Source organism: Kitasatospora sp. GAS1066B, from assembly GCF_041262605.1.
GTDB lineage: Bacteria > Actinomycetota > Actinomycetes > Streptomycetales > Streptomycetaceae > Kitasatospora.
Genome location: NZ_JBGCCO010000032.1, coordinates 21336 through 42694, shown reverse-complemented (window position 1 = coordinate 42694; position 21359 = coordinate 21336). Strand labels below are relative to the sequence as shown.

At 73.6% G+C, this 21359-nt stretch carries 15 protein-coding genes, 2 tRNA genes and 1 pseudogene; 4 read left to right on the top strand and 14 right to left on the bottom strand.

Going from position 1 to position 21359, the window contains the following annotated elements:
• Positions 1–65 precede the first annotated feature (65 nt).
• The 7 genes from ABH937_RS29935 to ABH937_RS29905 all read right to left on the bottom strand — a co-directional run bounded on the left by ABH937_RS29935 (position 66) and on the right by ABH937_RS29905 (position 9537).
• Positions 66–3746, bottom strand: a complete 3681-nt coding sequence (locus tag ABH937_RS29935) for a sugar-binding domain-containing protein (RefSeq protein WP_370220069.1) — start codon at positions 3744–3746, stop codon at positions 66–68.
• Positions 3747–3945: 199 nt separating this feature from the next.
• Positions 3946–4019: transfer RNA gene (locus ABH937_RS29930), tRNA-Lys, on the bottom strand.
• 30 nt (positions 4020–4049) lie between these two features.
• Positions 4050–4619, bottom strand: coding sequence for a bifunctional DNA primase/polymerase (locus ABH937_RS29925; RefSeq protein ID WP_280692662.1), 570 nt, complete (start codon positions 4617–4619; stop codon positions 4050–4052).
• Between the two features lie 141 nt (positions 4620–4760).
• Complete coding sequence (locus ABH937_RS29920; RefSeq protein ID WP_280692664.1) at positions 4761–5108, bottom strand: hypothetical protein; 348 nt, start codon at positions 5106–5108, stop codon at positions 4761–4763.
• Between the two features lie 175 nt (positions 5109–5283).
• Positions 5284–6711: an AAA family ATPase gene (locus tag ABH937_RS29915; protein WP_280692706.1), complete on the bottom strand. Its 1428-nt coding sequence runs from the start codon at positions 6709–6711 to the stop codon at positions 5284–5286.
• 16 nt (positions 6712–6727) lie between these two features.
• Positions 6728–8299, bottom strand: a complete 1572-nt coding sequence (locus ABH937_RS29910; RefSeq protein WP_280692665.1) for a hypothetical protein — start codon at positions 8297–8299, stop codon at positions 6728–6730.
• On the bottom strand, positions 8296–9537 hold the full coding sequence (locus ABH937_RS29905; RefSeq protein ID WP_280692667.1) for a hypothetical protein: 1242 nt from the start codon (positions 9535–9537) through the stop codon (positions 8296–8298). Before ABH937_RS29905 ends, ABH937_RS29910 begins: the two co-directional genes overlap by 4 nt.
• A gap of 142 nt (positions 9538–9679) precedes the next feature.
• Here ABH937_RS29905 and ABH937_RS29900 point away from each other — a divergent pair, with 142 nt between their 5' ends.
• A complete protein-coding gene (locus ABH937_RS29900; RefSeq protein ID WP_280692669.1) occupies positions 9680–10345 on the top strand; it encodes a maleylpyruvate isomerase family mycothiol-dependent enzyme in 666 nt (221 codons plus the stop codon).
• Positions 10346–10545: 200 nt separating this feature from the next.
• The gene (locus ABH937_RS29895) at positions 10546–11199 is read left to right on the top strand and encodes a histidine phosphatase family protein (RefSeq protein WP_280692671.1); all 654 of its coding nucleotides are present in this window, start codon (positions 10546–10548) and stop codon (positions 11197–11199) included.
• A 36-nt stretch (positions 11200–11235) separates the two neighbouring features.
• On the opposite strand, the gene ABH937_RS29890 is transcribed toward ABH937_RS29895, so the two are convergent.
• Complete coding sequence (locus tag ABH937_RS29890) at positions 11236–12585, bottom strand: tetratricopeptide repeat protein (protein WP_370220068.1); 1350 nt, start codon at positions 12583–12585, stop codon at positions 11236–11238.
• A gap of 478 nt (positions 12586–13063) precedes the next feature.
• Between ABH937_RS29890 and ABH937_RS29885 the strand changes: the two genes are divergently transcribed.
• Together ABH937_RS29885 and ABH937_RS29880 are read left to right on the top strand one after the other, a co-directional pair.
• Positions 13064–13525 (top strand): hypothetical protein, encoded by a 462-nt coding sequence (locus tag ABH937_RS29885; RefSeq protein WP_370220067.1) that lies wholly within the window; start codon positions 13064–13066, stop codon positions 13523–13525.
• A gap of 70 nt (positions 13526–13595) precedes the next feature.
• A complete protein-coding gene (locus ABH937_RS29880) occupies positions 13596–14498 on the top strand; it encodes a spermidine synthase (protein ID WP_370220066.1) in 903 nt (300 codons plus the stop codon).
• Positions 14499–14586: 88 nt separating this feature from the next.
• On the opposite strand, the gene ABH937_RS29875 is transcribed toward ABH937_RS29880, so the two are convergent.
• The 6 genes and pseudogenes from ABH937_RS29875 to ABH937_RS29850 all read right to left on the bottom strand — a co-directional run bounded on the left by ABH937_RS29875 (position 14587) and on the right by ABH937_RS29850 (position 21280).
• Entirely contained in the window at positions 14587–15285 is a 699-nt protein-coding gene (locus ABH937_RS29875; RefSeq protein WP_370220065.1) for a hypothetical protein, read from the bottom strand.
• 568 nt (positions 15286–15853) lie between these two features.
• The gene (locus ABH937_RS29870) at positions 15854–16300 is read right to left on the bottom strand and encodes a DUF4442 domain-containing protein (protein ID WP_370146591.1); all 447 of its coding nucleotides are present in this window, start codon (positions 16298–16300) and stop codon (positions 15854–15856) included.
• A gap of 155 nt (positions 16301–16455) precedes the next feature.
• A tRNA-His gene (locus ABH937_RS29865) sits at positions 16456–16531 on the bottom strand.
• A 141-nt stretch (positions 16532–16672) separates the two neighbouring features.
• Positions 16673–17275, bottom strand: a complete 603-nt coding sequence (gene orn, locus ABH937_RS29860) for an oligoribonuclease (RefSeq protein WP_280692682.1) — start codon at positions 17273–17275, stop codon at positions 16673–16675.
• Positions 17276–18303: 1028 nt separating this feature from the next.
• A pseudogene (locus ABH937_RS29855) lies at positions 18304–19330 on the bottom strand (helix-turn-helix domain-containing protein); the annotation flags it as partial.
• 1149 nt (positions 19331–20479) lie between these two features.
• The gene (locus ABH937_RS29850) at positions 20480–21280 is read right to left on the bottom strand and encodes an HAD family hydrolase (RefSeq protein WP_370220064.1); all 801 of its coding nucleotides are present in this window, start codon (positions 21278–21280) and stop codon (positions 20480–20482) included.
• Positions 21281–21359: the final 79 nt, after the last annotated feature.

The following is a 21359-nucleotide window of genomic DNA, read 5'->3' as shown; positions in this document are numbered from 1 at the left end:
GTAGCACAGGGCGGGCCCCGGACGCCGCACGCGTCCGGGGCCCGCCCTGGTGTGCTGACGCTACGTCAGGAGCTTTGCAGCGCCGTGTCGTCCACCACGAAGCTGGTGGTGCCGCCGTCGGCATCGGTCTCGGTGCCGGTGAACTTCAAGGTCACCGTCTGCCCGGCGTAGGCCGACAGGTCCGCCGACTGCTGCGTGTAGCCGGAGTTGGCGTTCAGGTTCGAGAAGCTGCCCACGGTGGCCAGCACGGTGCCGCCGCTGCCGAGTACCTGCACCCGCAGGGTGTCGTCGGCGTTGCTGCTGGTGCCCTCCGTGCTGTCGATGTGCAGCCAGTAGGAGAAGGCCGCCGAGCAGCCCGTCGGGACGGTGACGGTCTGCGCCACGGTGTCGGTGTCCGCCTTGCCGTCACCGTTCAGCCAGGCGTCCCAACTGCCGCTGTGCGCGGGTTCGTCGGCCGTGTCGTTGTTGACCGGTGACTGGCCGAGCGTGGAGCTCTGAGTCCACGGCGCGGGTTTGCTCCCGTTCTCGAAGCCCGGGTTGCCGAGCAGTTGGGCCGGGGTGCAGCCGCCCGTGGCCGCGGTGACGGTGAGCGTGAAGGTGGCGCTGTGACTGCCGGAGGCGGCCGTCCCGGTCACCGCGATCGGGTAGCTGCCGGCCGGCGTGCTCGCCGAGGTCGCCACGGTCAGCGACGAACTGCCGCCCGAGGTCACCGAGGTGGGGTTCAGCGTGACGGTGGCGCCGGTGGGGGCGCCGGTGGCCGTCAGGGCGACCGGCTCGGCGCTGCCGGAGGTGACGGCGGTGGCGACGGTCGCGGTGGTGGAGGCCCCGGCGGTCACCGAACCGGCGGCCGGGGTGGCGGCGAGCGAGAAGTCGCTCGGGCTGCCGGTCGCGGTGCCGGCCACCACGTCGATCTTCGGCGCGTTCCAGCCCGAGAGGCTGACCACCGGGGTGGCACCTTGCAGGTCGGCGGAGTTGTAACTGGCGGTCAGCGTCTCGGACTCGCCCGGCCACAGGGTGACGTCGTTGTTGTTCCAGATCGAGGACTGCAACTCGTTGTCGCCGGACAGCTCACTGCCGCTCGCCGTGCCCCGGCGGATGTCCGCCCGCAGGAAGAAGCCGACGGTGGGCGTGGACGAGGTGTTGGTGACGGTCACCGTGACCAGCTTGTCCGAACTGCCGGGCCCGGCCTGGTCGCTGGTGGTGGCGGTGGCCGTGACGGCAGCCGTCGGCAGGTTCTGCAGGGACTTGAGGTTGGCGTAGGTCGAGGTGGTCGGCTGCGGCTGACCGACGCTCGACGACCAGTTGGTCTGGTCCGTGGTGGTGGAGTTCCAGTAGACGTTGCGGTCCACCAGGGTGCCGTTCTGCTTCACCAGCAGTTCGACGAAGTAGACGGTCCCCGCGGCGGTCGGCAGCTTCGGCTTCAGCACCGCGTTGGCCACCTGCTGGGAGGCCAGCGTCCGGCTCCCGGAGGTCTGGTCGTCCAGCACCGTGCCCGCGGTGTTGTAGACCTTGGCCTCCACCGTCACCCCGGACCGGCTGGTGCCGCCCAGGTTGTCCAGGGTCACCGTGTCGTTGTCCAGCGCGTAGAGCGCGTGCAGCGACCGGTTGGCCTTCTGCGCGCCGAAGTACGAGCCGGCCTGGTCGCCGTCGTTGTTGTAGAGCGACCAGAGCAGGGTCGGCCAGCCCTTGTTCAGCTGCCAGTACACGGTGCCGGTGGACGGTTCGACCGCGTTGGTGGAGTGGTCGATGAAGGCCTCGAACTGGGCCCGGGTGTCCTCGTAGTTCTGGACCTGGGCCTCCTCGACGTACTGCGCGAGGCCGGACGGGGCGCCGTACCGGTCGGTGATCGCGGTGTCGAGGTTGTAGTTCGTGCCGAAGTGGTAGTTGGTGTGCGAGGTGCCCTCGTAGTTGTCGTGGTACTGGTTGGCACCCGGCGACTGCCACAGCGCGGCCTGGTCGGCGGGGGAGAGGAAGCGGTTGATCGAGTCCATCGTCGGGATGGTGTTGCCGCCGCTCTCCTCGCTGTCGTAGCCCCAGGACCCGCCCACGTTGGTCTGCGTCGAGTCACTGGTGCTGTAGTGCGAGGTGTCGTACCAGTAGTTCGGCGCCACCCAGTCGTACGGGCCCTCCTTCTCCCCGGAATCACCCAGCTGGGGGCTGGAGTTGTACTCGGCGGAGGAGACGAACGGGACGTTGAAGTCGGCCGCCTTGAAGCCGTTCAGGGCGAGCGTCTCCTGGGTCGCGGTCGGGGCGTTGTCGCTCCACTGGAAGCTGAAGACGCTCGGGTGGTCGCGCAGCGTCTGGCCGAGCGTCTGCGCGGTCAGCTGGTACAGCGACTGCTGGGCGCTGGTGTAGCTGGTGTTCTCCCAGAAGTCGCAGCACTGGAAGCCGGCGTTGACCAGGATGCCCGCCGCGTCCATCTGCTGGTACCAGTCGGCCGGCATGAAGTGGCCTTCGAGGCGCACGGTGTTGACGCCCATGGCCTTCATCAGGCCGATCTGCTTCGCCGTGTCGGCCGGGTCGTAGCGCAGGAACAGGTCCGGCGACCACCCGCCGCCGCGGATCACCAGCGGCACGTTGTTGATCTGGAACTGGCGCACCCCGCTGGGCATGGCCGCTCCGCCGCCGACCAGCGAGGAGGTGGCGTTGCGGATGCCGAAGGTGTCGCTGGTGGAGTTCAGCGTGCTGCCGTTCTGCGCCACCGAGGTGGCCAGCGTGTAGAGCGGCTGGGCGCCCAGCTGGTAGGGCCACCAGATCTGCGGGTTGGTCAGGTTGATGGCCGCGAAGCCGACCGTCTGGGTGGAGTTCGCCGCCACCGTCACGCTCTGGGTCACCGTGATCGGCGTGCCGCCGCCGGGCGGGGTGACGGTCGCGGTCACCGTGCCGCTCTGCGCGGTGGACGCGGTGTTGGTGACGTCCGTCTTCACGGTCAGCGCCGCACTACTCAGGTCGGCCGCGGTGTTCTGGACCACGTGCGCGTTGCCGTCGAGCAGCGGGCCGCCGGTCCGCAGCTGGACCGGGAACTGGATGCCGGTGTTGTTGTCCGGCGGGATCTGGGTCCAGTCCACGTTGTCGACGGTGAGCATGGTGTTCGGGTTGTTCGGATGCACCTCGATCGCCAGCGAGTTGGTGCCGGCGCTCAGCAACTTGGTGACGTCGAAGGTGTTGCGCGTGTAGCCGCCGGTGACATTGGCCGAGGTGGCCACCTGGGTGCCGTTCACCCACACGTCGGCCGAGCCGATCACGCCGTTCAGCACCAGGGTGGCGTCCTGTCCGGCGGGCGGGGCGGTGAAGTCCGTCCGGTACCACCACGGGACGTTGAACGGGGCGAGCGTGTCGGCGCCGACCTTGGTCATCTGCCCGAAGCAGGTCTTCATGTTCGTCGAGCTGAAGACGTTCGGGCAACTCCCGTTCTGCAGCATCGCGTTGATCTCGGTGCCGGGGGCGCCGCCGCCGTCGTCGGCGACGCTCAGCCAGCCGGAGGTGTTGAAGCCGGGGGCGGAGATCTGGCTGCCGGACTGGGTGGCGGTGGCGCTGGTGAGGACCTTCCAGCCGGTGGTCGCACCGAGGTCGGCCAGTGCGGTGGAACCGGTGGCCGGATCCTTGAACGTGCTCGCGGTCGCCACGGGGGTGACGGCGGCCGGCGTGGCGGGGGAGGTGGGGGCGGCGCTGGTCGGGCGTACGGTCAGGGCGAGTAGCCCCAGTGCGGCGACCGCGGTCGCCAGCGCGCGTCTCGGAGGTGCCATGGGGGGCTCCTATAAAGTTAGGAAACTTTACTTACGAGCACTGGCAAGCTACTGGCCCCGCCCGGCGGGGGTCAACGGGTGTGCGCCAACGGGTCCATGCCGGTGGGTGCATGCCGGTGGGTGCGCACCGGGGCGGCTGCCGAAAACGCCGGAAGGCCTCTCGCTCAGAACTCTGAACGAGAGGCCTTCCGGCTGTCGGTGCGCCGCCAGGGACTCGAACCCCGGACCCGCTGATTAAGAGTCAGCTGCTCTAACCAACTGAGCTAGCGGCGCCTGCTGACAGAGAAAACTCTAGCAGCGGGCTCAGGCGGAGCCAAAATCGAATACCGGCTGCCCTGTCTCCTGGACCTGTTCGTCACCCCCCCCGCGCGCGGCCCGCACGCAGGCCCAGAGCAGCACATCGGCGCCGGGCAGCCAGGGCTCCCGGGTGTCCGGGGCGACGATCCAGCGGCCGGCGCCGAGGCCGGGCGCGGCGGGCTGGTCGAACAACTGCCGCACGGGCGGCACGGTCACCGCGTCGCCCAGCCCGTGGCAGAGCAGCGGCGGCACGTCCCGCGCCCACTCCTCCCAGGCCAGCAGCCGCCGCAGCCGGGGCCCCGCGGCCGGCTGGACGAAGAGCAGCAGGCGCCCCCGGTGCTCGGCCACCGGTCCACAGCCGGGCCCCGAGGACCACAACTCGTCCAGCACCCGGCGCCCGAAGAGCACCGGCAGGCTGATCACGTCGAAGGCCTTGCCGCACGGCAGCACGGTCGGCGCCCAGGGCCGGGCCTCCCAGAGCGCCCGCAGGCTGCGCGGATACTCACTGGCCGAGGCCAGCCAGGCCTCGCCCGCGACGGTCAGGTATTCAACGGAGTGCTGTGTCCAGATATCCACGCCCAGCAGGTTGCTCCGGCCGGCGATCAGGGCGCAGCGAAAACGGTATTCGCCGGACAGCGCCGCTGTGGGCGGCGTAGGCTGCCGCGCCGCATATGCCAGTGGCCAGTCGCAGCCCCCACCGGGACCCCACCGCAGGACTCAGCTCTCGCCCGACCGCCGCTGGCGCAGCAGGTCGCGGCCGTACTCGACCATCCGGGTCGCATAGTCCGCCGTCCAGTCCGCGCGGGCCGCGACCTCGGCGGCCGAGAGCGCGTCGAACCGACGCGGATCGGCCAGTTGGGCCGCCGCGATCGCCTGGAAGTCGGTGGCCCGCTCGGCCGCCGCCCGGAAGGCCAGCGCCAACTCGGTCGACCGCTTCAGCAGTTCGGCCGGGTCATCGATGCTCTCCAACTGGAAGAACCGCTCCGGCTCGGCGACCAGGGCATCGGGCTCGAAGAGCAGCGGTGCCGGACGCAGGCGGCGCGGCGGATCTTGGCGATCGGGCATGCGAGAACACCTTCGGTAGCGGGGACCGACTGCGTGACGGTCGGTTGCGGCCGTCGTCCATTGTCGCTCGCGCCCCACCCATCGCGGAACGGTGCCCGGGCAGGCGCTCCTCACACCCGTGCGCCGGGGCGCGCGCACCGGCCGTGAACCGGGCTCACTGCCCGCGTACCCGCGGCTACGACCCGCGCACCCGGTGCTCCGCCAGGTGCTGCAGCACCCGGTAGTTGGCCTCCCAACCGTCCGGGAACTGCGCCCCGACCCGCTCCAGCAGTCCGATCACCTGCCCGCCGATCTTCTCCTCCCAGCCGGCCGGAATCCGCATCGCGCTGCCCAACTGCACCGGATCACCGGCCGGGTGCTCGTCGAGCAGTTCGGGGATCCCGGCCCGCGCCACCACGATGCAGGCGTGCCGGTGCCGCGAGGCCAGCACGCACAGCCGCCCGGTCTCCAGGTGGAAGGCGGTGGCGTCCGGGCGCCCGGAGAGCGGGTGCAGCACCACCGTCATGTCGTACTCGCGGCCCTGCAGCCGGTTCGCGGTGTCCACGCTGACGGCCGGGCCGGCCACCGGGTCCACCGGGACGCCGAGCGCGCCGAGCGCCGCGCGGACCGCCGCCGCCTGGTCGCGGTGCGCGGTGCCGACCGCGATCCGCCCCGCGGTCAGCGGCACCCGGCCCTGCTCGGAGCTGGCCACCAGCCCACGGTCCAGCAGCCGGCGCACCAGCGCCGCGACCGCGGCCACCGCCTGCGGATCGGTCCGCACGGTGTGCCGGGCCGGCAGCTCCAGCAGCGCCCAGCCGTACTCGGCGGCCTCGTCGATCGTCGCGTCCACCGCGCTGCCGTCCGACCGGGTGCCCGGCAGCAGCAGCCGGTCGCCGGGACCGGTCCCGGCGCGGAACGGGGTGAACGGGTAGAAGGCCTCCGAGATCAGCGGCGCCGCCGAGGCGGGCAGCCGCCAGGAGACCGGCAGCCGGTGCGGCTCGATCGCCGGGTTGTGCGCCAGCAGGGTCACCACCGCACTGCTCGACGGATCGTAGGACAACCCGCTCCACTGCTCGGTGCCGACCACCGTGAACGGGTCCAGCTGGCCCGGATCCCCGACGAACAGCGCCCGCTCGAAGAGCCGGGCGACGGCCAGCAGCGCGTCCGAGCGCATCTGGTACGCCTCGTCCACGATCGCGTGCCGCCACGGCTCGACGTCCTTGACCCACTGCCACTTGGCGGCCGTGGAGACCACCACGTCCAGCTCCAGCAGGTCGGCGGGCTTGCTGCTCGCCGTCACGTTCGGATGCCGCAGCGCCTCGGCGGCCGGACGGGCCTCGCCGCTGTGCAGCCGCCCGACGGTCAGCTCGGTGCCCTTGGCGGCCAACCGGTCGACCAGGTCGTCCACCTGACTGTTCGTCTGGGCCACGATCATCAGGCGTTCGCCTGCCGCGACCAGCTCCCGGGCGGCCTTCACCACCAGCGTCGACTTCCCCGCGCCGGGCGGTGAGTCGACCACCACGCCGCGTGGTGCGCCGGGCGCCGGGTGGACGGTGGCGGCCAGGATCGCTGCCACCGCCGCGTCGGCGGCGGCCGCGGGGGATGGCGGGGTGGGCGGGGTCAGGAGGCTCACAGGCTGCTCATGCCCACTCTTCGGAGACGGAAGCCGAACGCGGGGCGGCCGACGGGGGACCGCCGTGCGTCCACGGGGTGTCGTCCGGCTCCGGCAGCGGCGCCGACTGGCGCGGCGCGAGCTCGAACAGGGTGAAGGTCACCGGCTCACCGGGCTGCGGCAGACTGCCGGCCTCGGGCTCCTTCTTGCGACCCATCCCGTTCACCACCCGCACGGTGATCAGGCCCGCCGCCGCGTCGAAAGCAACCACCTCGGCCTTCTGGGCAGCGGGCCCGGACGCCCGGTGCACCTCGCGGCCGAGGTCGGCGTGCGGCCGGTCGGTGGTGTGCACGGTGAGCAGCGGCCGGGGCTTCGGAGTCCGCCCGCTGGTGTCGTACGCCGGCTCCAGTTCCGTCACCACCCCGCTGAACGCCTCACCGGCCAGCCGCCGCTCGGCCATCGCCAGCGGATCGTCCAGCGCCTCCTGCACGCCGACCCGCACCTGCTCGCGTTCGCGCTGGGCGAGCTTGCGCGCCGCCGTCACCGCGTCGTCCACCCGGGGCTGCGGCGGCTCGCCGGCCGCCAGCCGGTCCCGGTGGCCGGTGTAGGACCAGCGGTCGCTCTCCCAGCGCTCGGCGAGATGCCCGCCCGGCGGCAGCGCGCGCAGCAGGTCGAGCCCGCGCCAGACGTCCGTCCAGGTCGGCAGCAGCACCTCCAGCAGCAGGTGCCGCAGCTCGCCGACAGCGGCCGCGAGGTCCACCGCGGCGTCCGGACGTCCCTGCCGGGCGGCCGCCTGGGCCGCGTCGAACCGCGCGATCGCCGGGGCCAGCAGCTTCTCGTCGAACCGCGGATCGGTGGCCGGGCCGGCCGGCGGGTGCAGCAGCCGGCCGTCCGTGCCGCGCGCCGTCTCGGCCAGTTCGGCGGCCTCGGCGCCGGTCAGGCCGGCCGGCGGGTGGTGCCAGGCGAGCTGGGCGGCCAGGTGCTGGTCCTCCAGCAGGCTCTGCCCGGTCGCCCAGTGCCGGGCCAGCAGGCCGGTCATCGGCAGCAGCAGGCTGCTGCCCGGGACCTGGGCCCGCTCGGTGAGATGGGTCAGCCAGCGCCCCAGCAGCGGGACCCGGGTCGGTGCCGGGTACGGTCCGGGGTCCGGATCCTCCGCGGTACGACGGAACCGGGTGGCCCGCCCGAGCAGCGCCAGGTGCCGCACCGAACCGACGTTCGGCACGATCAACTGCGGTGCGTCCAGGCACAACTCACGGGTGGTCACGGTCTTCTCGCCGGTCGCCGGCTCCTTCTCGGAGCCCTCGATCAGCTCGACCGCCGCGGCGAAGGAGTCCAGGTAGGGCAGCAGGTCGTCGGCCAGCGCGGCCAGGAACTCGGCCCGCCGCTCCCGGTTGAGCGGCTGCGGCACGATGTGCAGCCGGGGCTCGGCCCGGTCGGTGCCGAGCAGCACGGCCAGCGGCGCGCCGTCCTCGGCCGCCGTGGCGAGCGGGACCAGCACCATCGGCCGGTCCGCGAGGTGGCGGTGGAGCACGGTGGCCAGCGGCTCGGCGCGGCCGCTGCGGATCGCCTCCAGCCGGGCCAGCGTGGTCAGCAGGCTCATCCCGACGCTCCGGACAGCGCTACCCCGGACAGGGCTTCGGCGCGCAGCGCGGCCGCGTACCGCAGCCGTGCGGTGGCCGGGTCCTCGACGGCCGGGTCCTCAGTGGCCGGATCCTCGGCGGCTGCGGGGTCCCGGGGTGCCGCCGGGATCCCGCCACCGGCGCAGGCCGTGAGGACCGCCGCCACGGTGCGCAGGTCGCCCAGGTCCGCCCTGACGCCGCGCCCGATCTGCTCGACCGACCCCGCCGCGCGCGCCTGCGCCCGGCAGTGGAAACCCAGTTCGCAGGCCGACAGGCATTCGGGCCCGTAGACCGCCGGCACCTCGTCCACCGCGGCGGTCAGCTCCGCCACCGGCCGGGTCGGCTGTCCGGCCGGATCCGGCGCCAGGTCGAAGCTGGTGCCGGGCGGCAGCGCGTCCAGCAACTCCTCGATCCGGGTCAGCCGGGCCAGCGCGCGCCGGGTGGTCGCCAGCTCGCGCCGGACGTCGATCGCGGCGGCCACCGGCCGCTGCCCGAAGTCCTGCGGGCAGACCAGCAGCACCGTCAGCTCCGGGCTGCCGGGCGGCCCCGGATCCTGCGGGGACCCGGACGGCCCGTCCAGACCGGCCGCCTCCTGCAACGCCAGGACGTACACGGCGGCCTGCCGAGCGGCCGCGCCCACCTTCGCCGGGTCGGCCGAACCGTCCAGCACCGGGAAGGACTTGATCTCCACCACGGTGCACCGGCCGCCGTGCACCAGCACCGCGTCCGGCTCCAGGTAGGCGGGCGCGCCGGCCACGGTGAGCCGCAGCATCGGGTGGTCGAGCAGCGTCCACAGCGCGGGGTCGGCCAGCGAGGCGGCGACCGCCTCGGCCAGCGCCTCGCTGGTACGCGCGGCTCGCACCGCCGGGCCCGAACGCGGCAGCAGGTCGGGGGTGTCGAGCCGGTCGCCGTCGCCCGGCGGCAGGCCGAGGTGGCGGCGCAGCGGCTCGAGCAGCGCGGCGCAGTCGTCGGCCTTCAGCCGGGCCTCGAAGGCCGTGCCGCGAGCGATCGCGAACGGCGAGCGGCCGAACGGCGCGGGGCGGCCCAGCCGCCCCGCCACGGCACCCTTGTCCACCCCGGCGGCATCCAGCACGGCCCGGCGGCGGCAGCCGGGGTTGGCGGCAAGGGCGGCCAGCGCCCGGGCGTCGAGCCCGCGCTGCTCGGCCCCGCCACGCAGCGCGGCCAATCGCCGGGCCTGATCGGTGAGCGAGACGTTCATGGTGCTCGCCAGTCTCGCATCCGCCACCGACACTGGTACTCGTAGCCGGGTTCCTGGCGGTGGTGGCTTCACGCGTGCGACGCTTCGCTCCGCCGGTGCCCGATCGCCGCCAGCCCGACCAGCGCACAGGAGCAGTGCCCGCATGCCACCGTCGACACCGACCGACAACCCCCGACCTGCGACCGGCCTCTGGGCGCAGATCCACGCCGAGCGGGCCGCCCTGGCCGCCGACCTGGTGGGGCTGGACGAGGAGCAGTGGGCCACCCGGTCCCTCTGCGACCGGTTCACCGTCCGCGAGGTGCTCGCGCACCTGACCGCGGGGGCGAGCCTCACCCCCGTGCGGTGGATGGCGGGTGTCATCCGCTGCCGCTTCGACTTCGACCGGCAGGTCGCACTGCGGCTGGCCGAGCACCTGGGCGCCGCTCCGGCCGAGACGCTCGCAGGGTTCCGGCAGGTGATCACCAGCACGACCAAGCCGCCCCTGCCGAAAGTGGCGATGCTCGGGGAGACGGTCGTGCACGCGGAGGACATCCGCCGACCGCTTGGCATCGAGCGCGACTATTCGGTCGACGCCCTGAGCGCCCTGGCCGCCTACTACCAGGGCTCCGACCTGCCCGTCCTCTCGAAGAAGCGCGCAGCCGGCCTGCGACTGACGGCGACAGACGGCCCCTTCGTCGCCGGTGACGGCATGCCGGTGTCCGGCACCACGCTGGCCCTGGTCATGGCGATGGCCGGCCGCGCACCCTACTGCGACCAGCTCGACGGCGCAGGGGTCGCCACCCTGCGCGAGCGCCAGGCGCTGGCCTGACCGGCGGCACGGCCGACGCCCGATCGTGGTGACAACCACCTCGACCGGTCACGCGGTCACGACCGCGACCTCGCGCAGTCCCCGGCGTCCGGCTCGCGGGGGTGTACCTCTCGGTAACCGGCGGGTAGGGAATCATGGCAGTGCACCCCACCGCCCTGGCGCCGGCTCGCGTGCCGGCGCCCAGCCCTCAGGAGCCCGTGATGCCCGCTCGTCTGATCCTTGTCCGCCACGGTGAGACCGCCTGGTCGGCGAGCGGCCAGCACACCGGCCGGACCGACATCCCGCTGACCGAGGAAGGCCGGCAGATGGCCCGCGCGGTCGGCGCCCGGCTGCGCCGCGCGCCGTGGAACGGCCTGCCGGACGCCATGGTCTACACCAGCCCGCTCTCCCGGGCCCGGGAGACCTGCGAGCTGGCCGGCTTCGGCGACCGTGCGGTGGACCGGCCCGAGCTGATGGAGTGGGACTACGGCGCGTACGAGGGTCGTACCGGCGCCGAGATCCGCGAGCACGAGCACCCCGGCTGGCTGATCTGGCGCGACGGCGTGCGCGAGGGCGAGAAGCTCTCCGAGGTCGGCGCCCGCGCGGACGCCTTCCTCGCCGGGATCGACGAGGAGCACGGCAGCCCGCACCCCGAGACCACCACCATGCACGCCGCCGACCGCGACGTGCTGGTCTTCGCCCACGGCCACCTGCTGCGCGTCCTGGGGGCCCGCTGGCTGGGCCTGGCACCGGAGTTCGGCCAGCGGCTCAAGCTCGGCACCGCGGCGCTCTCGGTACTCTCCTGGGAGTACGGGCTGCCCGCGATCGAGATCTGGAACGACCACAGCCACCTGGACTCGCTGCCCACCGCCTGACCGGGTTTGACCTGGCCGGTCAGACGGGCCCGGTCGTCAGGCCGCCACCGCGTTGTCGTACCCGGCCAGGAACTCCCCGACCTCACGCACCGCCTGGAAGGCGCGCAGCCGCTGTGCGGTATCCGCGAGCATGCCGCGGATCCGGGCGGAGCGGACCTGGCCGAGCAGCGCCACCGCCGCGCTGCCGTGCGCGGCCGACCCGGCCAGGTCGCCGCGGCCGAGCCGGTCGTGGGCCAACTCGGCGGTGTACAGCGCGCGGTTGCGGACGAACTGCGGCTGCTGCAGCGCCATGGCCAGTCCGGCGCGCTCGCTGGCCCGGTCCCACTCGCCCAGCGTCGACCAGCACTGCGCCTCGAGACCCGCGATCTCGGCCTCGCCGTAGAAGGACATCCACTCCGGGTCGGACTCGCTCTCGCCGCGCTCGAAGAGCGTGTACGCCCGGCCCAGTGACCGTTCGCAGGACCCGCGGTCGCCCAGCGCCGCCCAGCCGCCCGCCTCGCGCATGGCCAGCAGCGAGCGCAGCCGGTCGGAGTCCAGCCGGCGGGCCGCGCTCTGCCCGGCCTGCGCGGCCCGCAGCGCCTCCCGCGGCCGCCCGGCGTCCCGGGCCAGGAAGGCGCTGTTGCAGAAGACATGGGCCTCCAGCGCCGAGTCGTCGGCCATCCGGGCGGTGGCCAGCGCCTCGGCGTAGAACGAGCGCGCGTCGGCCAGTCGTTGCGAGTCATGGGCCAACCAGCCCACCGAGATGGCCAGTTCGCCGGCCGTGGCCTGCAGTCGCCGTTCGGTCTCCAGCGTGTAGTCGCCTTCGTTGAGCAGCAGGTACGCACTGCGCAGGGACTGGCCGGCGCGCTCGAAGAGGGTGTCGGCGCCATGCGCGTCGTCGGCCGACCGGATGTCCCGGACCGCCTGTTCGACGAGCCGGACGTCGGCGCGGCCGACCCGGCGCGGCGCGCGCGGTGCGGGCGGCGGGAGGGGGAGCGCGGTGTGCGCGGTGTCGGCCTGGGCCGGCCCGTCCAGGCCGAGCACGGTGGCCAGGGCGGTCGGTCCGCCGCTCAGGAACGTACGGCGACGCACGTCGTCGTTCTCCTCGTCGAAATGGTGCGGGGGGTGTTGCGCGGGGCGGCCGCGCACGGCCGTCCGGGGGGCGAAGCCGAGGTCCGCCAGCGACCGGTCCGGCCAGATGTGCCGGAACACCCGCTCGTAGGCGTAGTTGGGACAGCGGATCGCGCCGGCCTCGACGCGTCCGATGTACCGGGCGTCGCAGGAGACGTGTTCGCCGATCGCCCGTGCCGCTCGCCGGATCACGGTGGCGAACTCCGCGGGGGACAGGTCGCCGCGCAGCTCGCGCATCGCGGTGTTGGGGGTGGGCACGGCGGTTGCGGGGGCCATGGTGCGCTCCGGGCTGAGGCGGTGCGGGTGGCGCCGACCGGTCCGGGGCCGGGCGGACGGCTGTGTCTCGGCGGACCCGTGCGGCCCGGGGAGGCGACGGCTAGACAGTACCGGCTGTCACCAGGTCATCACGATGGGTTTGCCGGAGAATAGGCCCTAATTGGTGTCAAAGCAGACATTTCTCGGGAGTTCTGCCATGAAATGCCATGGCTTGCTGTAAGGCGCCCCGTGGCCAATCGGCAGCCAGGCCCGTTGTGTTGATATCGGGCGGTCAGGGGTCGTCGCTCGACGTATCACCCGTCCATCGTCCAGCTCCCGTCGCGTTCATAGCATCGGTTCACTTGTCCCGCTGTTCACTTGTCCCACTGACTGATCATCAGTTTCCCTCGGCCTGAGGGGAACCCGGTGACGATCAGCCGAACACCGGGGAAAGCGGACATGAGAGGCGCGCGGAGCGAACCGAACCAGGAGGGCCCACATGATGGTCATCGGGATGCCGCAGTTCCGCAGTCTGCGCCCGGGCGACGCACCACGCTTCCTCGCCCCGGTCGCCGCCGGCCCGTTGCTGGGGCCGGCGCCGGGCGGCCGGGCGGTCTCCGCGCCCGCTGCCCGCCGGTACGACGTCGTGGTCGTCCCGCTGCGCCTCGGGCTGGAGGCGGTCGACATCCTGCGGCTGCGCCGAGCCTGCGGTTCCGTGGTGCAAGGGGCCGCCGCCGCCACGCTCTTCTTCCTGGTCCCGGGCGGCACGGCCGAGCGCTGGCACCTGCCGGGCACCTCCGGCTCGCCGGGCGCCGCGCCGCTGGCGGCCACCGATCCGCGCTGGCTGGTCCCGCCGGCCGGGTCCGAGGCCGTCGCGGTTCCCACCGACCCCTGGGTGCTGCGCTCCGCCCTGTGCGAGGCCGCCCGCACCCTGATCGCGAGCGGCATCGGCCCGTTCTGAGCCACCGGGCGGCCCGCTCCTCCCCTCCCAGCTGCGCGTTCTCCCGGTCCCACGAGAGATACTTCGCCCCATGGGACGAGAGCAGCGAGCCCCGCGCAGGCGGCCGACCACCCCCGATGTACCAGCCGCCACCGGGCCGCGCTCGCACCGCACCGAGTTCGGCCTCGCCGAGCTGGTCCCTGACCGGGACCATCCCCAGGCCTGGTCCCTGCTGCTCGACGGTGCCCCGCAGTCACACGTCGACCTGGCCGACCCCACCCACCTCGCCTTCGAGTACCAGCGCCGCCTCGGCCACCTGATCGACCTGGCGGCCGAACCAGGCAAGCCGATCCGGGTCCTGCACCTGGGCGGTGGCGCCCTGACCCTGGCCCGCTACACCGCTGCCACCCGCCCGCGCTCGCGCCAGCAGGTCGCCGAACTCGACACCGCGCTCACCGAGTGGGTCCGCACCGAACTGCCGGTGCCGACCGGCTGGCAGATCAAGGTCCGCGGCGGCGACGCCCGTGCGGTGCTGGAGCGCGCCCCCGAAGGCGGTGCCGAGCTGGTGATCGCCGACGTCTTCTCCGGCGCACGGGTCCCCGCGCACTGCACCACCGTCGAGTTCGCCACTCTCGCGGCCCGCGCCCTGGCCCCCGGCGGTCGCTACGCGGTCAACATCGCCGACGGCGCCTCCCTGGCCTTCGCCCGCTGCCAGGTCGCCACGCTGCTCGCGGTCTTCCCCGAGGTCGCGCTGATCGCCGACCCGGCGGTGCTGCGCGGAAAGCGCTTCGGCAACCTGATCCTGGTCGCCGCCCACACTCCACTGCCGATCGCCGAGCTCACCCGCCGTACCGCGACCGACGCGAGCCTCGGTCGGGTCGAGCACGGAAGGGAGCTGGCCGCCTTCCCGGCCGGCGCCCCCGTGGCGACCGACGCGCTGGCCGCGCCCTCCCCGGCACCGCCGCCGGACACCTTCAAGCACGCCGGCCGCTGACGGTCGGCGATCGGACGGGGCAGGGTCGCGGTGCCGGCGGCGTCGGTGCCCTCGCCGTTGTCAGTGCCCCCGTTGTGCCGGTGTCCGCTCAGTGCCCGCGCGGCAGCCCGCGGTGCTTGTACATCGCCGCTCCCGTGAGCAGCAGCCCGGCGGCGATCGGGATCAGCACCGCACCCGCGGTGCCCGTCGCGGCGAGCGGCGCCGCCGCGACACTCGCGTGGACGGCGGGGTCCCCGCTCAGGCTCGGAACGCCGGCGCGCAGCGGATCCGTCCCCGGCACCGGGCGCTCGGCGCCGCCGGCCGACCGTGCCGCGCTGCCCACCGTGATGCGTCCGCCGTCCCTGGAGGCGGCGAGTTCCACGCTGCGCGTGCTCGTCGTGGCGCCTGACGAACCGTCACCCGGCAGACCGCCCTGGGATGCCCCGTCCGCTCGCGAACCCGCGCCGTCGCCCGGCGCCGCGCCCCGTTCCCCCCGCGCCCCGCTCCCGGCGACGGTGCTGCCCCGAGCGCCCGGCGGACCCGCGCCGCCCGCCGGGCCTCGGCCGGCTCGCCCGCCGGTGGCCGCCGACGCGCCGTGCCCGCTGCCGCCGGCCGCCTGCGGATCCTGCGGCTGCCGCTCCTGCGCCGGCACCGCCGGCAGCAGCGAGCCGGCCAGCGCGAACGCGTCCGGCAGCGGGGTGGTCTGCCCCGGCAGTGGTAATCCGCCGGCCCGGATCCGGCTGTGCAGCAGCTGGTCGACCCCGCTGGCATCGGCATCGAGCCCGGTCGTCCCCAGTACCCCCGACACGCCGGCCGGGCCCGCACCGGCACCGGCGGCAGTCGATGTTGCCCCGGCGCCGCCCGCCCCACTCTCGGGCATGTGCCGCCCGGCGCCACGTCCAAGGGCGCCGCTCGGCCCGGCCGGCTTGCCGGGACCAGCCGGCTCAGCAGGACCGTGTGCACCAGAGCTGCGCGCACCAGAGCCGTGCGTACCAGAGCCGTGCGCACCGACCATCCGGACCGCGGTCTCCGCCGGCGCATGGGGGGCAGCGTGTGCGGCGGCCACCCCCAGGCCGAACCCCCAGACTTGCGCCAGTACCGCCCCACCGGCCGCCAGCGCCAGTGGTCCTGGCCGTCGTCCCCCGCGTCCCCGACGCCGCTCCGGTACCCGTGGCCCCGCCGGGCTCGCCGGGCTCGCCGAGGCGAGGGGTGGGGGAGCGGGCGATGACTCGGGCGCCGAGGACGCGTGTTTGGCTCGCACGTGAGAGGAGAACGAGCCGTGCCGCCGCGAGGTCACGCCGGCTGCTGACGCACCGTCAACCGAACGACCGGTCAGCGTCGATTTCCGGCCGATCTGACGACAGGCCAGTCACGACTCAGGAGTTCGGGCGCAGCGTCCAGAGCACGCTCATCTCACCCGTCACCGCGCCGTCCTCGCGGGTGATCGCCACCGCGACCGGAAACTCGGGGCGCTGCCCCGCGTCCAGCTCCGCGACGATGTCCGCGATCGGGCGGCCCAGTGTGGCGGTGGCCGTGACCGGGCCCATCGCCAGCTTCTTGTAGGCGATCTCCGCGCTGACCGCGAGCGGCACGGCCCGCGAGAGCTGCTCGCCGAAGGCCGCCAGCACGATGCACCCGCTGGCCGACTCGCCCAGCGTGAACATCGCACCCGCGTGCGGACCGCCCACGTGGTTGTGGAAGTCCGGCTGGTCCGGCAGGCGCAGCACGGCCCGCTCGGGGGTCGTCTCCAGGTACTCCAGGTTCAGGGTGCGGGCCATCGGGACGGTGGCGGCCAGCATCTGGCCGATCGTGGGTGTGGTCATGGCGGCCATGTTACTTGCCGGTAGCCTCGGTCGGGCAAGGGGTTCGGCGGACGAGTCGGCTCGCTGCTCGCCGCTGTCGCGCACACTGTCGCCCGCAGAAGCACGAAACGACCGAGGGCCTGATCTCCACTGCGGAGATCAGACCCTCGGTTTGATGGGGTGAGTGACGGGACTTGAACCCGCGGCCACCTGGACCACAACCAGGTGCTCTACCAACTGAGCTACACCCACCATCCGTCTCGCGCGTTCCCGCGCTGACAGGAAGAACTCTACAGGATCCGAGCCGGTGCTCGCGCCAGGGTTTCCAGCACGACCAGGGCGGACCGTGGTTGTGTGGCGCCGGTCACAGCCGGCGCCACACGGCTGCTGGAATCAGTCGGTCGGCAGCTGGTACTTCGCCGCGATCTCCCGGGCGGCATCGCCGTCCGGACCGGGCAGCGGGACGAACACGGCCTCGCGGTAGTACCGCAGTTCGGCGATGCTCTCCCGAATGTCCGCCAGCGCCCGGTGACTGCCGCCCTTCTGCGGGCTGTTGTAGTACGCCTTCGGGTACCAGCGGCGGGCCAGCTCCTTGATCGAGGAGACGTCCACGATCCGGTAGTGCAGGTGCCCCTCCAGCGCCGGCATGTCCCGGGCCAGGAACCCGCGGTCGGTGGCCACCGAGTTCCCGCAGAGCGGGGTCTTCCCGGCCTCCGGGGCGTGCTCGCGGATGTAGTCGAGCACCAGCCGCTCGGCCTCGGCCAGCGTCATCCCGTCGGCCAGCTCGTCGAGCAGGCCGGAGGAGGTGTGCATCTCGCGGACCACCTCCGGCATGGTCGCGAGTGCCTCCTGGGGAGGGCGGATCACGACGTCCACGCCCTCGCCGAGGATGTTGAGCTCGGAGTCGGTGACCAGCGCGGCGACCTCGATCAGCGCATCGCGCTCGAGGTCCAGGCCGGTCATTTCACAGTCGATCCATACCAAACGGTCGTTCACATGAGCCACCCTACGGGGCATCCCCGCGGGCTGGGCAGTACCGGGGCCGCCCGCGGTGGCCGTCGGTGTCGCGGACTGCCGGAGCGGCGCGGGCCGGGGGGCTCCGTCCCCGGCCCGCGCCGCTCGCTCGTCCCGGCCGGCGCGGGCCGGGGACGGCTACGCCCCGGCCGGGGTGTCGGCCGCTGACGGCGCCTCGGGTGGCCGTGCGCCGCGCTGACCCTGGGCGGTCTCCTCCGCTGCGTCGCGCGCCGTCGACTCGCGCGTTGCTGCGGTGTCGCGTGCTGCCGTGTCGCGCGTCGCCTCCTGGCTCAGCAGGCGGTCCCGGGGCGGCACCTGGCCCGCCGCCGGGGTGCGCGGCGGCACGCCCGGTGTTGCGACACCTCGCCCGCCGGCCGGCTGGCCGTTGGGCTGACCACCCGTCAGACCGGCGCGGCCCGCCAGGCCGCGCAACCCGGCCGCTCCGGCGGGTCGGCCGGACGGGTCGGACCGCCCGGATGCCTCGGCCCGACTGGATGCCTCGGCCCGACCGGAGCGCTCCGGGGACGGCCGCTCGGCCCGGTGCCCGGAGCCGGTGCCCCGTGCGCTCGGTTGGGAGTGACCGTCCTCCGCCACCGCGTGCTCGACCGGCCGGGGCGGGCCGGCCGGACCGCGACGGGTGGCCGGGCCGGGCTGCGGCGGTACCAGCGGCCGGATCCGGTTCTTGCCCGGCGCGGGCAGCGGCGCGGGCTGGCCGGCGCCGCCGCCGGACCCACCCGACCCGTTCGTCGGTCCGGGGATCCCGGCGGCACCGCCGCCGACCGCCGCGCCGCCGTGGCCCCCGAACCCGCCGAAGCCGCCGACTCCGGACTGGCCCGTGGGCCCGCCGACCCCGACCGCACCCGCCGCTGCGGCGGACGCCGGTCCGGTCGCGACCCCGGCCGGGTTCAGCCCGCCGCCGAAGCCGACCGTCGCCGGGTTCGCCGCCCCGCCCGCCAGCCCGACGGCCCGCTCAGCCGACCCGCCCTGGCTGGGCACGCCGACCGCCGGACCCGGTCCCGGGCGGCGAGCCCGGTAGGTGGTCCGGTAGGCGGCGGGGGAGACCCCGAGCTGGCGCCGGAAGTGCCCGCGCAGCGCGACCGGCGAACGGAAGCCGCAGCGCCGTGCGACGTCGTCCACCGACAGCTCGGAGGTCTCCAGCAGCCGCTGCGCCTGCAGCACCCGCTGGGTGATCAGCCACTGCAGCGGCGCGCTGCCGGTGAGGGTGCGGAACCGCCGGTCGAAGGTGCGCCGGCTCATGTACGCACGGGCCGCCAGCACCTCGACGTCGAACTGCTGGTTGAGGTTCTCCAGCGCCCACGTCACCACCTCGGCGAGCGGATCGTTGCCGATCTCCTCCGGTAATGACTGGTCGATGTACTGCGCCTGACCGCCGCCGCTGCGGCGGTTGGGCACCACCAGGCGGCGGGCCAACGCGTTGGCGGCCTCGGCGCCGTGGTCGCTGCGGACCACGTGCAGGCACAGGTCGATCCCGGCGGCCGTCCCGGCGGAGGTGAGCACGTCGCCGTCGTCCACGAAGAGCTCGCGCGGGTCGACGTGCACCCGCGGGTAGCGCTTGGCGAGGGTCGGGGCGTACATCCAGTGGGTGGTCGCCGGGCGCCCGTCCAGCAACCCCGCGGCGGCGAGCACGAAGGCGCCGGTGCACAGGCCGATGATCCGCGCGCCCTCATGGTGGGCCTTGCGCAGCGCGGCGATCGCCTCGACCGGCGGCGGCTGGGAGATCGAGCGCCAGGCCGGGACCACGATGGTGCCCGCCCGGGCGAGCGCCTCCAGGCCGAACGGGGCGGTCAGCGTCACGCCACCAGTGGTGGACAGCGGGCCGTCCTCGCCCGCGCAGACCAGCAGGCGGTAGCGCGGCACTCCCGCGTCCTGGCGGTCCACGCCGAAGACCGAGAGCGGGATCGAGCTCTCGAAGATCGGCGCGCCACTGAAGATCAGCACGGCCACCGTCTCGCGCCGACGCCGTCCCGCGAGCTTGCGCGGTGCCGTGCTCACCGCCGGGCCGCCCACGCCACCCATCCCGCTGTTTCCCGCGGAAACACCGGGATTGCCCGGACCCGAACCACTGCTGTGGCCACCCACGTTGACGGCCTGTCCGGCCGAGCTGATGGGGTGTCCGCTCGTGCTGCCGGCCGGTCCACTCTGGTCGACGGGTCCGCCTTGCCCGCTCAATCCGCTCAGTCCACTCGGCCCGCTCGGCTGGGTGAAGAAGGGGGACGGGGTGCCGGCCGAGGGGCCGAAGGGGCGGGCGGTGGGCTTCGAAGGAGCAGGACTCGAACCGGCGGTGGGGGTCGGCGGGGTGAGCGGGGACGCGGTTCTCGGGATACGACCTACCCGGCCGGCCGGGGACTGGCCGCTGTCAGGACCTGTCTCGCTCCTGCTCACCCTGTTCAAGGCGCCCAAGCCCCCTCGGTGGTGTGGTGTGGTGATGCGGCCCTGCGCAACAAGATCGAATCTACTGGGTGGACCGTTGCCGTTGTGACAAGTTCACCATCCGACGCTATGTCGACATGGCAATTTGGCGTGATGCATTCGATCACGAAGCGTGGCACCCGTCGACCCCTCTGGGAAGGGGGCAGGTGGGTCGATGGCTGGTTGCTGTACGGCGGATCCGCTGTGCTGACGGATCGTCGGGCTCTCGGAGGCCGGTGGCCTGGAGGTATCACGAGCTGTCGCGTGGTCGGCCGAAACTGACTGAAAACAGGTGTTGCGGAGCCGGGCGTGCGCCGCCCGCGTGCGCCTGGCGCACCGGGCCTGAGCGCCCCGACCGCCCGGTGCCGGCCGACGGCCGTCCCCGCGGCTGGGTGGGTGACCCGCCGGAGGCGGCGCGGGTGAGGTTGGAGCCGGCTCGAACAGGCCATGCCGCCTCGGCCCTACCGGTCCCGGCGCTGACTTTCGCGACGACTGATCGCGCGGCCAACAATCTCTGTATTCAAACTTATGATCACAGAAATCGTGACCGAAGAAGCAGGATTGCCCTTTTCTGTCTCGCGTCTCGGGTTGTGCCTCGCCGCGCATTGGTCACAGTCGGAGCAGCCGCCCCGACTGCCCATTCGGCCACGCCATCGGTGTGGCGGCTCCGGCCGGCCGTGACCGTTGCCCGCCTCCACACTTGAACGACCTTCCCACCCCTCGCGGACGTGATTTTCCATCCACACTTGAACGGCCTCAACCGACCACGGCGGCCCGCTCGTTCGAAACCTCCCGCGCGGTCCCCAGCTGCGGGGTTTCGAGGCGCGGGGTCGTGAGGTACCGGCTCCCCGGGTGCGGGGTCCCGACTGTCCGCACCGCCGCCGGGCCGCTCAACTCCTGTTCCGCCAGGACCAGCGCGATGGCCTCGGGCAGACCTGGTGCGCAGAGCGTCGGCCGGTAACTCCGCTCCGACCAGCGACGTCCGTGCCGCAGCCAGACGCTCCGGATGCCCGCAAGGTCGGCTCCCGCGATGTCGGCCGGTCCGTGGTCGCCGATCACCCAGGCCTCGGCGGCCCAGGCGTCGGCGAGGCCGACCCCGCAGCGCTGCGCGGCGATCTCGAAGATCAGCGGGTCCGGCTTGGCGCAGCCGGCCTCCTCCGACACCACCCAGGCGTCCACCAGCGCGCCGAGCCCGGTGCGCCGGATCTTCTCCAGCTGCGGGCCGGTCCCGCCGTTGCTGACGATGGCGATGGTCCAGCCCGCCGTCCGTGCCGCCCGGAGCGCCTGCACGTGGGAATTCGGACAGCTGATATGAGAATTGATCCCCCGCCGGTAGTGCGCGACCAGCCCGTCCATGGACAGCTGCAGGCCGTACCGCCGCCGTGTCGCACTCAGCACCGTGTCCCGCGGGACGTAGCCGCCTCCGTCGAGCAGGCAGAGCCAGTCGAGGTCGCCTGGTGGCAGTCCGTACTCGCTGAGCAGCCCGGCAGCCCAGGCGCGGAAGGCGGCATCGCGTGGGAGCAGGGTGTTGTCGAGGTCGAGCAGGAGTAGCGGCATGCGGTGCATGCTGCCAGTGCCGACGGGGTGGAGGAAGCGTGCCTGCCTCGCGATCGTCCGGCTGCGGTCCGGGTACGGT